Annotated in this window: 1 protein-coding gene; it reads right to left on the reverse strand. The window is 69.8% G+C overall.

Features of this window, described 5'->3' with window-relative positions:
* Positions 1-15,997 (reverse strand): non-ribosomal peptide synthase/polyketide synthase (locus IU459_RS35465; protein ID WP_195133976.1); only part of this gene is annotated, 15,997 nt, incomplete at both ends.

Consider the following 15,997-nt stretch of genomic DNA (forward strand, 5'->3'; position numbering starts at 1 on the left):
ACCGCGGCCACGATTTCCTCGATCGGGGTCGACGGGGCACGGAAGGCTTGGACCTCGAACTCCGGTTCCGGCAACGCCTTACGATCCAGTTTGCCGTTGACGTTCAGCGGCAAAGCGTCGAGGACCATGAACGCCGAGGGCACCATGTACGACGGCAGACCAGCCGACAGCGCGGACTTCACCGCCGCCACGTCCACATCGCCGTCGGCCGCCACCAAGTAGGCGACCAAGCGATCACCGGTCTTCGGATCGGACTTCGCGATCACCGCGGTCTGCGCGATTTCGGGCAACGCCAGCAGCGCGGCCTCGATCTCACCCAGCTCGATGCGGAAACCACGGATCTTCACCTGGAAGTCGGTACGACCGCGGTACTCGAGCTCATCGGCGCTGGCCCAGGCGACCAGGTCACCGGTGCGATACATGCGTGTACCAGGCTGGAACGGGTTGGCGACGAATCGATCCGCGGTCAGATCCGCGCGACCGAAGTAGCCGCGGGCCAGCTGCGCACCTGCGAGGTACAGCTCACCCGACACACCGTCCGGCACCGGCCGCAGCCGCGAGTCCAGCACATACACCTGGCTGTTCCACTCCGGCGCACCGATCGAGACAGAAGTCTCGTCGGCGAGGGTGACGCGGTGGCTGGTGATAGACACCGCCGCCTCGGTCGGACCGTAGAGGTTGAACAACTCGGTGCGCGGATGCTCCCGCAGCAACCGCTGTGCGACCGCACCTGGCAGGGCTTCACCGATCGCCAACACCCGCCACAACGAATTCGGCATACCCGCCGTCAACAAAGCGTCCAGCATCGAGGGCACCACATGCAGGGTGGTGACCCACTCCCGGGCCATCAGCTCGTTGAGGTAGGCGGGATCGCGGTGCCCGTCGGGCGCGGCGATGACCAGCCGGCCACCACACACGGCGGCGGACCAGAACTCCCACACCGACAGGTCGAACGTCGCGGCCGTCTTCAGGAGGATCGCGTCCGCGGCGTCGAGACCGAATTCGGTGCTCTTCCATTGCAACTGGTTCGCGATAGCACCATGCGGAACCGCGACACCCTTCGGGCGACCGGTGGAACCGGAGGTGAAGATGACGTACGCGGTGTTGTCCGGCCGCAACGGCGCGACACGATCAGCATCGGTGACCGGCGACGCGTCCACACCATCGAGAACGAGCTCATCGATCCGCACCACCGGCGCGACATCCGTCACGAACTCCGCGTCGCCATTCGACAGCACACAGACCGGTGCCGCTGTCTCGAGGATGTAGCCGGTGCGCTCGGCAGCCTGATCCGGATCAACCGGCACATATGCGCCACCGGACTTCGCCACGGCGTACATGGCGACGATCAGATCGACCGATCGGCGGAACGCGAGCGCGACCCGCGACTCCGGTCCGACACCCATCGAAACGAGATGCCGGGCAAGACGATTCACTCGTGCGTCGAGCGCGCCGTAGGTGATCGACTCGCCCTCGTCGGTGACGAGCGCGACTTCCTTCGGCCCGGCCGCGACGCTCGCGTCCAGCAACGACACCAGCGTGGCGGAGGTGTCCACGGCCTGCTCGGTCGCATTGCGTCCGGAGATCAGCGCGGTGCGTTCGGCGGCGTCCAGCAGTTCGAGGTCACCCACCGGAGTACGCGGCGCGGCGATGATCTCACCGAGCAGACGCGCGAACCGATCCACGAAGCCCTGCACCGTCTCGCGATCGAACAGATCGGTCGCGTAGGTGAAGAACCCGGTGATGCCCTCGGGCTCGCCCGCGTCGTCGTAGCGGTCGGTCGCGATCAGGTGCAGATCGAACTGCGACAGCTCGGTATCGATATCCAGCCCCGACACGCTCAGACCCGGCAGCTCCAGCGCGGCTTGAGCCAGGTTCTGGAACGACAACCCGACCTGGAACAACGGATGCCGCGCGGTCGAACGAACCGGGTTGAGCACCTCGACCAAACGCTCGAACGGCACATCCGCGTTGGCGAACGCCTGAATATCCGTCTCACGCTGACGAGCAAGCAGATCGGTGAACGCCTCGTTCGCTTCCACCCGGGTGCGGAAGACCAGGGTGTTGACGAACATACCGATCAGATCGTCCAGGACGGCTTCACCGCGGCCTGCCATCGGCGTACCGATCGCGATGTCGTCAGTGCCGGACAACCGCGACAACAGCACAGCCAGCGCGGTATGCACGACCATGAACAGCGTCGCGCCCTCCGCACGCGCCAACTCGATCAACGCCTGATGAGTCTGGGCATCCACCCGCAGCTCGACCTTGCCACCGGCGAAGGACTGCACCGCAGGACGCGGCCGATCCGACGGCAGATCCAGCTGGTCGGGCAGGTCGGCCAACGCCTGCTTCCAGTAGGCGACCTGCTTGGCCGCCAACGACTCCGGATCGTCCTCGCTGCCGAGCAGTTCACGCTGCCAGATGCTGTAATCCGCATACTGCACCGCGAGCGGCGCCCAGTTCGGCGCCTCGCCCGCCGACCGCGCGGCGTAGGCGATCATCAGGTCCCTGGTCAGCGGGCCGACCGAGGAGCCGTCACCGGAAATGTGGTGCACGACCATGGCCAGCACATAGTCCACCGAGCCGTCCGACGCGGTCTGCGCGCCGTCGGCGATCTGGAACAACGCGACCCGCACCGGCACCTCGGTGGTGACGTCGAAGATCGTCGAGGTCAACGCCACCACCGCGGATTCGATCGCCTCGGGCGCGACCACCCGCACCTCCAGCCGCGGCACCGCTTGCGCGGGCGGCAGGATGACCTGCACCGGACCGTCCTCGGTCTGCGGGTAGACGGTGCGCAGGATCTCGTGCCTGCTCACCAGGTCGGCGATGGCGGAACGCAGCGCGGCCACGTCCAGCGCGCCGGACAACCGCACCGCGATCGGCACGTTGTAAGCCGCCGACTGGGTGTCGAACCGGTTGAGGAACCACATGCGCTGCTGCGCCAGCGACAGCGGAATCTGCTCCGGACGCGGTCCCGCGGTCAGCGCTCGGCGACCGCCCAGGTCGGCATGCTGCTCCACCCGCACCGCCAGCGCGGCGACGGTGGAGGCCTCGAACAGCAGGCGCACCGGCACCCGGGTGTCCAGCGCCTCACCGAGACGGGCGGCGACCTGCGTGGCCAGCAGCGAGTTGCCGCCCCAGGCGAAGAAGTCGTCGTCCAGGCCAAGGCGCTTCGACTCGGCCCCTTCGCGATCCGAGATGCGCAGCACCTCGGCGAAGGTGTTCGCCACGATCTGCTCGATCGGGGTGACCGGCGCGCGGAACACCGCCTTCTCGAAGGTGGGCAGCGGCAGCGCCTTGCGGTCCAGCTTGCCGTTCGCGTTGAGCGGCAACGCCTCCAGCTCGATCAGCACCGACGGCACCATGTACGACGGCAGCTCGGCCGACAGCGCCGATTGCAGCGCGCGCTTGTCGAGCGCGTCCGCGGTGCGGGTCACCACGTAGGCGACGAGTCGGTCGCCGATGCTCGGATCGTGGTGCGCGACGACGGCGGCCGCGCTCACCGTGGCCTGCCGCAGCAGTGCGGCCTCGATCTCGCCGAGCTCGATGCGGAATCCGCGGATCTTCACCTGGAAGTCGGTGCGGCCCCGGTAATCCAGCTCGCCGCCTGCGTTCCACGCCACCAGGTCGCCGGTGCGGTACATCCGCGCGCCGGGCGCGCCGAACGGATCGGCGACGAACCGGTCGGCGGTCAGCTCGGGACGACCGAAGTAGCCGCGCGCCAGCTGCGCGCCCGCCAGGTACAGCTCACCCGAGACGCCGACCGGCACCGGCCGCAAGCGGGAGTCGAGGACGTAGACCCGGCTGTTCCACTCAGGCGCGCCGATCGACACCGCCGCCTGGTCAGCGTCGGTGACCAGGTGGCTGGTGATCGACACCGCCGCCTCGGTCGGACCGTAGAGGTTGTGCAGCTCGGCGGCGTTGTCGCGGCGCAACCGCTGCGCGGTCGCGGCGGGCAGCGCCTCACCGATGGCCAGCACCCGCCGCAGCGAGGCGGCCAGGCGGCCACCGGACTCGGTGAGCAGCGAGTCCAGCATGGACGGCACCACATGCAGGGTGGTGACGCCGGTGGCGCGCATCAGCTCGTTCAGGTACGCCGGGTCGCGGTGCCCGTCGGCGGACGAGATCACCAGGCGGCCACCGGATACCGCGGCCGACCAGAACTCCCACACCGAGAGGTCGAACGTCGCCGCGGTCTTCAACAGCACCGCGTCGTCCGCGCCGAGCCCGAAAACGCTCGTCTTCCACTGCAACTGGTTGACGATCGCCGCGTGCGGCACCGCCACGCCCTTCGGCTGACCGGTCGAACCGGACGTGAAGATCACGTAGGCGGTGTTCGCCGGAGTCAGCGCGCCACGCTGCTCGGCCGCGGTCACCGCGGTGGCGGCGTAGTCGGCGAGATCGAGGGCGTCGATCTGCACGATGTCGGCCGCGGACGTGCGGAAGCCGTCGCGTCCGGTGGTCAGCACGCACACCGGTGCGGCGGTGGCGAGGATGTAGTCGGTCCGCTCGGCGGACTGATCGGGATCGATCGGCACATACGCCGCACCGGATTTCGCGACCGCGTACATGGCGACCACGAGATCGATGCTGCGGCGGATCGCCAGCGCGACCCGGTCCTCCGGGCCGACGCCGCGGCCGATCAGGTACCGCGCCAGGCGGTTCACCCGTGCGTCCAGCGCGGCGTAGGTAAGCTCGCGCTGACCGGTCGGCTCGTCGGCGACCAGCGCCACCGCCTCCGGCGACGCGGCCACCGTGGCATCCAGCAACGACACCAGCGTCGCGGTCGTGTCGACCGGATGCTCGGTCTCGTTCCACGTGGTGAGGATGCGCTCGCTCTCCTGCGGCGCCAGCAGGTTGATTTCGCCCACCCGCACCGTGGCGTCGGCCAGCACGGCGTCGAGCACCCGCAGGAACCGGTCGGCGAAGCCCTGCACCGTGTCCTCGTCGAACAGGTCGATGGCATAGCCGAATTCGGTGATGATCTCCGCCGGAGTGCCGTCCTCGGCGTACCGGTCGTACAGCGTGACGTGCAGATCGGTCTTGGCCAGCTGCGAGTCGAAGCTCACCGGGCTGACCGTGAGCCCGGGCAGCTCGAAGGTGGTCTCGGCCAGGTTCTGGAACGACAGACCCACCTGGAACAGCGGGTTGCGGGCGGTCGAGCGCACCGGGTTGAGCACCTCGACCAGGCGCTCGAACGGCACATCGGCGTTCGCGAACGCCTCCAGATCGCGTTCCTTGACGTCACCGAGCAGATCGGCGAATGAGTCACCAGCGTGCACTTCGGTTCGGAACACCAAGGTGTTGACGAACATGCCGATCAGGTTGTCGAGTTCACGTTCGCCGCGACCCGCGATCGGCGTGCCGACCGCGATGTCATCGGTGCCCGACAGCCGGGACAACAGGACCGCAAGCGTCGCGTGCACCACCATGAACAGCGACGCGTTGTGCGCGCGCGCCAGTTCGTGCAAGCGGGCGTGCCGCTGCGGGTCGATCTCGAAGCGGATCGCCTTGCCCTGGAACGACTGCGCGGGCGGCCGCGGCCGGTCGGCCGGCAGCTCCAGCTGATCCGGCAGATCGGCCAGCGCCGTCTTCCAATAGGCCACCTGCTGCGCGGCCAGCGATTCCGGGTCGTCCTCGGACCCGAGCACGGCGCGCTGCCACAGCGCGTAGTCGGCGTACTGCACCGGCAGCGGCTGCCACTGCGGCGCCTCGCCCTGCACCCGGGCCACGTACGCGGCCATCACGTCCCGCGCCAGCGGACCCATCGACGAACCGTCGGCGGCGACGTGGTGCACCGTGAACGCCAGCACATGCTCGGCTGTATCCGATCCCGCCCTACTCCCACCCGGGATGATACGGAACAGCGCGACCGCCAACGGCACCTCGACGGTGACGTCGAAGGTGGTCAGCGCGAAGGCGATAACGGTGCCGAGCAGATCCTCCTCGGCGACCTCGACCGGGGTGAGCGCCACCACGGACCGCGCCGCGGGATGGATCACCTGATGCGGCCCGTCCGCCGAACGCGGATAGGTGGTACGCAGCACCTCGTGGCGGGCGAACACGTCGCTGATCGCCTGCTCCAGCGCGGTCACGTCGAGCGTGCCGGACAAACGGACGGCCAGCGGGATGTTGTCCACCGCCGAAGTGGCCGTATCGAACTGGTTGAGGAACCAGTACCGCTGCTGCGCGGGCGAGAGCGGGATACGCGCCGGGCGCTCCGCCGCCGCCAAGCTCGGCCGATTGCGGCCGGACCCGGCGTTGCGCTCGACCCGAGCGGCCAGCGCTACCACCGTCGACGCCTCGAAGAGGTCACGCACCGCCAGGCGGGTGTCCAGCGCGGCGCCCAGCCGCGCGGTCACCTGGGTGGCCAGCAGCGAGTTGCCGCCGAGCTCGAAGAAGTCGTCGTCCAGGCCGACCCGGGCCACGCCGAGCACGTCGCCGAAGGTCCCCGCGACGATCTCCTCGATCGGAGTGGACGGCGCGCGGAACACCTTGGCCTCGAACACCGGCGCGGGCAGCGCCTTACGGTCCAGCTTGCCGGAGGCGTTCAGCGGGAACGCCTCCAGCACCACGAACGCCGAGGGCACCATGTAGGCGGGCAGCTCGCCGCCCAGTTCCGCGCGCACGGCGTCGATGTCCACCGAACGGCCCGCGGTCGCGATGACGTAGGCCACCAGCTGGTCGCCGAGCCGCTCGTCCGAGCGCACCACGACCACCGCCTGCGCGATCGAATCCAGCGCCGTGAGCGCCGACTCGATCTCACCGAGCTCGATGCGCAGACCGCGCAGCTTCACCTGGAAGTCGGTGCGGCCCAGGTACTCCAACTCGCCCTTGGCCGTCCACGTCACCAGGTCACCGGTGCGGTACATCCGCTCACCCGGCGCACCGAACGGATCGGCCACGAAACGATCCGCGGTCAGATCAGGACGCGCCACATAACCCCGAGCCAACTGCACACCCGCGAGATACAACTCACCCGCGACCCCGACCGGCACCGGATGCAGCCGCGAATCCAGCACGTACACCTGCGTGTTGAACACCGGAGCGCCGATCGGCACCGAGACGGTGTCGTCCTCGGTCACCTCATGGAAGGTGACATCGACCGCGGCCTCGGTCGGACCGTACAGATTGTGCAACCGCGCACCGGTCAACTCACGCAACTTCTGCGCGGTCACCGCGGGCAACGCCTCACCCGAGGCGAAGACGTTGCGCAGGCTCGTGCATTCCTCGGCACGCTCTTCGGCCACGAACACCGAGAGCATCGACGGCACGAAGTGCGCCGTGGTGACGCGCTCGTCCGTGATGACCTGCGCCAGGTACGCCGGATCGCGATGACCGTCGGGCTTGGCGACGACCAGTCGCGCGCCGACCTGCAACGGCCAGAAGAACTCCCACACCGACACGTCGAACGTCGCCGGGGTCTTCTGCAACACCACGTCGGTGCCGTCCAGGCCGTACTCGTCCTGCATCCACACCAGGCGGTTGACGATCGCGGCGTGCGAGACTGCCACACCCTTCGGGCGGCCGGTCGAACCGGAGGTGAAGATCACGTACGCGGTGTTCGACGGACGCAGCGGCGCGCCGCGGTCCGCGTCAGTGACCGGCGCGTCCGAGTAGTCCGTCAGCGAAATCAGGTCGATCTCGATCGCCCGCGTCGCCCCGGCGTCGAACTCGTCGCGCGAGGTGGTCAGCACACAGACCGGTTGCGCGGTCTCCAAGACGTACCGGGTGCGGTCGGCCGGATGATCCGGATCCAGCGGCACATACGCGCCACCGGCGACGTTCACCGCGTACATGCCGACCACCAGATCGATCGAGCGGCGCATGCCGAGCGCGACCATCGCGTCCGGTCCGACGCCCAGCGAGACCAGGTGGCGGGCCAGGCGGTTCACCCGGTGGGCGAACTCGGCGTAGGACAGAGTTGTCCCCTCGAACGTCACCGCGGGCGCGTCCGGGGTCCGTCCGACCTGCGCGGCGAACATCGAAACCAGCGTGGCGGCCGGGTCGACCGCGTACGCGGTGGCGTTCCACCGCTCGACGACGTCGGCGCGCTCGACGCTGTCGAGCAGCTCGACATCGCCGACGACCACGGACGAATCCGCGGCGACCGCGGTCAGCATGCGCACGAAGCGCTGCGCGATGCCCGCGATCGTGTCGACGTCGAACATATCGCTCGCGTAAGCGAATTCGGCGGTCATGCCGTCAGCTGCGCCATCAGCGGCGAACCGGTCCGCGAGGTTGAGATGCAGATCGAACTTGGCGGTCACCACGTCCAGCGGCACACCGGCCACGTCGAGCCCGGGCAGCTCGAACGCGGCCTCGCCGGTGTTCTGGAACGACAGCATCACCTGGAACAGCGGATGCCGCGCCTGCGACCGCGCCGGGTTCAGGATCTCCACCAACCGCTCGAACGGCAGGTCCGCGTGCGCGAACGCCGCGAGATCGGTGTCCTTGGTGCGGGCCAGCAATTCGGTGAACGGTATGGCCGGGTCGACCGCGCTGCGCAGCACCAGCGTGTTGACGAACATGCCGATGGCGTCGTCGAGCACCGCCTCACCGCGGCCTGCGACCGCGGTGCCGATGGCGATGTCGTCGCTGCCGGACAAACGCGACAGCAGGGCGGCGAACGTCGCGTGCACCACCATGAACAGGCTGGCGCCGTTCGCGCGGGCCAGCGCGTTCAGTTCGCGCAACAGCTGCGCGTCGAGCGAGAACTCGTACACGCCACCACGGTTGGACGCCACAGCCGGACGCGAGCGGTCCGACGGCAGATCCAGCTGCTCGGGCAGACCGGCCAGATTCTGCGACCAGAACGCGACCTGCTGGGCGATCAGCGAGCCGGCGTCACTCTCCGAGCCGAGCGTCTCACGCTGCCACAGCGCGTAGTCGGCGTACTGCACCGGCAGCGGAGCCCAGCTGGGCGCCTCGCCGCGCGAACGCGCCGAGTAGGCCACCATCACATCGCGGGCCAGCGGCCGCACCGACCAACCGTCGCCGGAGATGTGGTGCACCACGAACACCAGCACGTGCGTGTCGGGCTGGGAGCCGTCCAGCGAGCCCGCGATGCGGAACAGTCGCGCCCGCACCGGCACCTCGGTGGTGACGTCGAAGCCGGTCAGCACCAGTTCGCTGATCCGCTCCTGGATCTCGTCCTCGGAGACCTCGATCGCGGTGAGATCGAGCGTGCTCTGCCCGGCGGGCAGCACCACCTGCACGCCTTGACCGTCGGCGGTCTCCGGGTAGACGGTGCGCAGCACCTCGTGCCGGTCGACCACGTCGGCGACAGCCTGACGCAGGGCATCGGTGTCCAGGGTTCCGGTGAGCCGGACCGCGAGCGGGATGTTGTTCACCGCGGTCTGGTTGTCGAACCGGTTGAGGAACCACATCCGCTGCTGCGCCAGCGACAGCGGAATCCGGGACGGACGCGGACCCGCGACGAGCTCGCGGCGGCGTCCACTGCCCTGGTGCGCCTCCACCCGCGCGGCCAGCGCGGCCACGGTGGGCGCCTCGAACAGCACGCGCACCGGGATCCTGGTGTCCAGCGCCGCGCCGAGCCTGGCGACCACCTGGGTGGCGATCAGCGAGTTGCCGCCCAGATCGAAGAAGTCGTCGTCCAAGCCGACGGCGCGTTCGGCCGCGGCCAGTCCGAGCACCGCGGCGAAGGTGTCGGCCACGATCTCCTCGACCGGGGTGGACGGCGCGCGGAATTCCCGTGCCTCGAAGACCGGTTCGGGCAGCGCACGCCGGTCCAGCTTGCCGTTGGGGTTCAGCGGCATGGCGTCGAGCACGACGATCGCGGCGGGCACCATGTAGGACGGCAGCTGCGCGGACAGGCGCGCACGCAGCTGCTCGACGTCCACCGTCGCGCCGTTCGCGGGCACCACGTAGCCGACCAGCTGATCGCCGGTGCGGGCGTCAGAGCGCACCAGCGCGACCGACTGCGCAACGGATTCATCTGCGGTGAGCGCGGTTTCGATCTCGCCGAGCTCGATGCGCAGACCGCGCAGCTTCACCTGGAAGTCGGTGCGGCCCAGGTACTCGATGGCGCCGGTGGCGTCCCGGGTGACCAGGTCACCGGTGCGGTACATGCGTGCGCCCGGCGCGCCGAACGGGTTGGCCACGAAGCGATCCGCGGTCAGATCGGCGCGGCCGACGTAGCCGCGGGCCAGCTGGTCGCCTGCGAGGTACAGCTCGCCCGCGACGTTCGGCGGCACCGGATGCAGCCGCGCGTCCAGCACGTACGCCTGCGCGTTCCACACCGGCAGGCCGATCGGCACGGCGCCGTCCACCTGTTCGGCGACCGGGCCGTGCGTGGCGTGCACGGTGAACTCGGTGGGGCCGTACAGGTTGTACAGCGCGGCGCCGCTCACCCGCCGGATAGCCATGACCGCGTCGGCTGTGAAGGCCTCACCGGCGACGAACAGGGTCCGCAGCGAGGCGAGCGCGTCCGCGTCGGCCGGGTCGATGCCGCCGGCGAAGACGGTCAGCATGGACGGCACGAACGAGGTCATGGTGACCCGCTCGGCCGCGATCACCTCGGCCAGGTACTGCGGGTCGCGGTGCCCGTCCGGGCTCGCCACCACGATGCGGCCGCCGGTACTCAGCGGACCGAACAGCTCCCAGACCGAGACGTCGAAGGTCGCGGGGGTCTTGAACAGCACGACGTCGTCCGCGCCGATGCCGTATTCGCCGGTGATCCAGCGGATCTGGTTGACCACCGCGGCGTGCGGCACCGCGACGCCCTTCGGGCGGCCGGTGGAGCCGGAAGTGAAGATCACGTACGCCGGGTGCTGCGGACGCAGCGGCGCGATGCGCTCGGCGTCGGTGATCGGCGCGTCGGAGTATCCGGACAGCTCCAGCTCGTCGACGCGCAGCGTGGCGCGGCCCGCGCCGTCGAACGCGTCCCGCGCGGTGGTGAGCACACAGACCGGGGCGGCCGAATCCAGCACGTAGCGCACGCGCTCGGCGGGCTGGTCCAGATCCAGCGGCACGTAACCGCCACCGGCCGCGTGCACCGCGTAGGCCGCGACGACCAGATCCACCGACCGGCGCATGCCCAGCGCGACCAGCGCCTCCGGGCCGACACCCGCCTCGATGAGACGACGCGCCAGCTGCCGCACGCGGGAGGCGAAATCGGCATACGTCAGCGTCGCGGAGCGACTCGATGAGGGGTGGTGGTCGGGCGACGGGTGGGCGAGAGACGTTCCGGTGGCCGGATCGACAACGGCGATCGCGTCCGGTGTGGCCGCTGCCTGGGCGGCGAACTCCTCGACCAGCGTGCTGGCCGGGCCGAGGTCGCGTGCGGTGTCGTTCCAGCCGCGCAGCGCCTGCGCGGTCTCCTGCTGGTCCAGCAGCGCGATATCGCCGATCGGCAGGTCCGGTTCGGCGGCGATCGCTTTCAGCAACCGGCCGAAGCGCCGCCCGAACTCCGCCATGGTGGCCGGGTCGAACAGGTCGGTCGCGTAGATCAGCTCGGCGGTGATACCCGCCGGGGCCGGACCGGTGCCGTTGGTCGTTCCGGCGGGCGCGGCCGCGCGCTCGGAGAGCACCAGTTGCAGGTCGAACTTGGCGACATCGATCGGCAGATCGACACCGCTCACGGTCAGACCGGGCAGCTCCAGGGTGGTCTGGCCGGTGTTCTGGAACGACAGCATCACCTGGAACAGCGGATGCCGCGCCTGCGAGCGCGCCGGGTTCAGGATCTCCACCAGCCGCTCGAACGGCAGGTCCGCGTGCCCGAAGGCCGCGATGTCGGTGGCGCGCACCGCGCGCAGCAGCTCGGTGAACGTCGCATCGGGCTCGACCGGGGTCCGCAGCACCAGGGTGTTGACGAACATGCCGATCAGGTCGTCGAGCGCGCGCTCACCGCGCCCGGCGACCGGGGTTCCGATGGCGATGTCGTCCTCGCCGGACAACCGCGACAGCAGAACCGCGAGCGCGGTGTGCGCGACCATGAACAGCGTCGCGCCCTTGGTACGGGCGAGTTCGGTGAGTCTGCCGTGGGTTTCGGCGTCGATCTCGAAGGTGTGCGTGGCGCCGCGGCCGGAGGCGACCGCTGGGCGCGGCCGGTCGGCGGGCAGATCCAGCTGCTCGGGCAGTCCGCGCAGGGTGTCCGACCAGAACGAGATCTGCTCGGCGATCACCGAACTCGGGTCGTCCTCGGCGCCGAGCACCTGACGCTGCCACAGCGCGAAGTCCGCGTACTGCACCTCCAGCGGACGCCAGGCGGGTTCGCCGCCGTCGACCCGGGCGCCGTAGGCGGTCATCACGTCGCGGGTGAGCGGCCCCATGGAGAAGCCGTCGGCCGAGATGTGGTGCACCACCAGGGCCAGCACGTGTTCGGTCGGGCTGATCTCGAACAGCCTGGCGCGGAACGGCACCTCGGCGGTCACGTCGAACGCCGTGCCGACCAGACGCGACAGCGCTTGCGGCAGTTCGGCTTCGGTGACATCGATCGGCGTCAGATCCGGGATGACCTTGGCGGTGGGCACGGTCTGCTGATGCGCGGCGCCGTCCACCTCGGGGTAGAACGTGCGCAGCGACTCGTGGCGGGCCAGCACGTCGGCGACCGCGATCTGCAACGCCTGCCGGTCGAGCAGACCGGAAAGCCGCACCGCGGCCGGGATGTTGTCCACCGCCGAGTCGGGGTCGAAGCGGTTGAGGAACCACATGCGCTGCTGGGCCAGCGACAGCGGGACCAGCTCGGGCCGCTGCTGTGGCGCCAGCGTCGCCCGTGCGCCCGCGCCCGCCTTGGTCTCCGCGCGGGCCGCGAGCGCGACCACCGTGGATGCCTCGAACAGTTCCCGGACGCCGAGGTCGGTGTCCAGCGCCGCGGACAGCCTCGCGGCGACCTGTGTGGCCGACAGCGAGTTGCCGCCGAGGGCGAAGAAGTCGTCGTCCAGCCCGACCCGCTCCAGGCCGAGCACGTCGGCGAAGGTGGCGGCGACGATCTCCTCGACCGGCGTGGTCGGGGCGCGGAACACCGCGGCCTCGAACACCGGCGCGGGCAGCGCCTTGCGGTCCAGCTTGCCGGAGGCATTCAGCGGGAACTCCGCCAGCACGATCACCACCGACGGCACCATGTACGCGGGCAGCTGCCGCGCGAGATCTTCCCGGACCAGGTCGGTGTCCAGCTGGGCGTCCGCCGCTGTGCTCTGCGCGTCCCGCGCGGGGATGACGTAGGCGACGAGCTGATCGCCCGCGTGCGCGTCGGAGCGCACCACCACGACCGCTTGGGCGACCTCGTCCAGTCCGGTCAGCGCCGACTCGATCTCGCCGAGCTCGATGCGCAGACCGCGCAGCTTCACCTGGAAGTCGGTGCGGCCCAGGTATTCCAGCTCACCGTGCTCGGTCCAGGCCACCAGGTCGCCAGTGCGGTACATCCGCGCACCCGGCTCCCCGTACGGGTTGGCGACGAACCGGTCGCCGGTCAGGTCCGGACGCGCGACGTAACCGCGCGCGAGCTGGGCACCCGCGAGATACAGCTCACCCGCGACACCCACCGGAACCGGACGCAGACGCGCGTCCAGCACGTACACCTGGGTGTTGAACACCGGCGCGCCGATCGGCACCGTCTCGGTGTCGGCGTCCACGACCTCGTGGAAGGTGACGTCGACCGCGGCCTCGGTCGGACCGTACAGGTTGTGCAGCGCGGCGCCGGTCAGCTCACGCAACCGGTGCGCGGGCTTGGGCGGCAACGCCTCACCGGAGGCGAACACCAACCGAAGCGAACCGCACCGCGCGGCCGCGGCATCCGCCACGAACACCGCGAGCATGGACGGCACGAAGTGGGTGACGCTCACCCGCTCCGCGCTGATCACCTCGGCGAGGTAGGCCGGATCGCGATGCCCGTCCGGCTTCGCGACCACCAGCTGAGCGCCGATCTGCAACGGCCAGAAGAACTCCCACACCGACACGTCGAACGTCGCGGGCGTCTTCTGCAGCACCACGTCGTCCGCGCGCAGCTGGTAGGCGGTCTGCATCCAGACCAGCCGGTTGACGATCGCGGCGTGCGAGACCGCCACACCCTTCGGGCGGCCGGTCGAACCGGAGGTGAAGATCACGTAGGCGGTGTTCGACCCACGCAGCGGCGCACGACGGTCGGCGTCGGTGACCGGCGCCTCCGACAGCCCCTTCAGGTCGAGCAGGTCGATGCGCACCTGCGCGGTGTCGATGTCCAGATCGCTGCCGGAGGTCAGCACGCACACCGGATCGGCCGTGCCGAGAATGTATTCCGTGCGCTCGGCCGGGTGGTCCGGGTCCAGCGGCACGTAGGCGCCACCGGCCACGGCGACGGCGTACATGCCGACGACCAAATCGATCGAGCGCCGCATGCCCAGCGCCACATACGATTCCGCGCCGACTCCGCGGGCGATCAGCCAGCGCGCCAGCTGGTTCACCCGCCAGGAGAACTCGGCGTAGGACAGACTTGTCCCCTCGAACGTGATCGCGGTCGCGTCGGGAGTGCGTTCGACCTGGTCGTAGAACATCGAGACCAGCGTCGCGACCGAGTCCACCGGGTGCGCGGTGTCGTTCCAGCTCGACACCACCAGGTCGCGCTCGGCGGCGTCGAGCAGTTCGATGTCGCCCACGGAGACATCGGGCTCGGTGCTGATCGCGGTGAGCACCCGGGTCAGGCGGTCGGCGATGCGGCGCACGGTCTGCTCGTCGAACAGGTCACGCAGGTAGCCCGCGCGCACCCGCAGCCGCGAATCCAGCTGCGCGATCAAGGTCAGCGGGTAGTGCGTGGCGTCGGCCGCGTCCAGGCCGACCACCGCCATGCCGTCGATGTCCGCGGCTTGGGCTTGCAGACCCGCCGCGTCCACCGGGTAGGACTCGAACACCACCAGCGTGTCGAACAGTCCGCCCACGCCCGCGGCGGACTGGATATCGGCCAGCCCGACATAGTGGTGATCGAGCAGGTCGGCCTGCTCGCCCTGGGTCCGGGTCAGCAGGTTCCGCACCGACTCCGACGGATCGAACCGCACCCGCACCGGAACGGTGTTGATGAACAGGCCGACCATCGATTCCACGCCGGACAGCTGCGCGGGACGACCGGAGACGGTGGTGCCGAACAGCACGTCGTCGCGGCTGGTCATCCGGCCGATCACGATGCCCCACGCGGTCTGCAGGACGGTGTTCGGCGTGACGCCCAGCGATGCGGCCAGCGCGGTCAGCCGCGCGGTGGCCGCCTCGTCCAGGTCGAAGAAGTACTCACCGGACAGCGAGGTGATCTCGCGACCGGCGTCCGGGCGGGCCAGCAGGGTCGGCTCGCCCACACCGCGCAGCGCGTCCGCCCACGCGGCCAGCGACGCCGCGTGATCCTGCTGCCGAGTCCATTCCAGGAAGTGGCGGTAGGACCGGGCAGCGGGCAGCGCGGAGCTGTCCGCGTGCGCGGCGTAGAGGACCAGCAGGTCGCGCATGAGCAGCGGCATGGACCAGCCGTCGAGCAGGATGTGGTGGTTGGACACCACGAACTGCCAGCGGTCGGCCGCGACCTGGATCAGCGTGAAGCGGATCAGCGGCGGAGCGGTCAGGTCGAACCGCCGCATACGGTCGGCTTCGATCAGATCGGTCGCCGAGCCGGATTCGGTCCGGTCGTGCTCGGCCCACGCCACCCGGACGCCTTCCAGCACGATCTGCACCGGGTTGCCGTCGCGGTCGGTGACGAACGCGGTCCGCAGGTTCTCGTAGCGGTCCACCAAAGCCTGTGCCGCCGAACGCAACCGGGCGGCGTCCACCCGTCCGGTGAGGGTCAGCACCGCCTGCGCGGTGTAGACGTCCACCGAGCTCGCCGCAAGGCGGGCGTGGAACAACAGACCGGCTTGCAGCGCCGAGAGCGGCCAGACGTCGGCCAGCGCGCCGAAGCGCCGCTCCCAGCGGTCGATGTCCCGCTGAGTGCTGCGCACCAACGCGAAGTCGGACGGGGTGTGCCCACCCGCGCCGGTCGAATTGGCATGGCGGGCCACCGCTTCCAGCGCGGCGGTCC

The organism is Nocardia amamiensis (assembly GCF_015477605.1).
In the GTDB taxonomy this organism is placed as follows: Bacteria; Actinomycetota; Actinomycetes; order Mycobacteriales; family Mycobacteriaceae; genus Nocardia; species Nocardia amamiensis_A.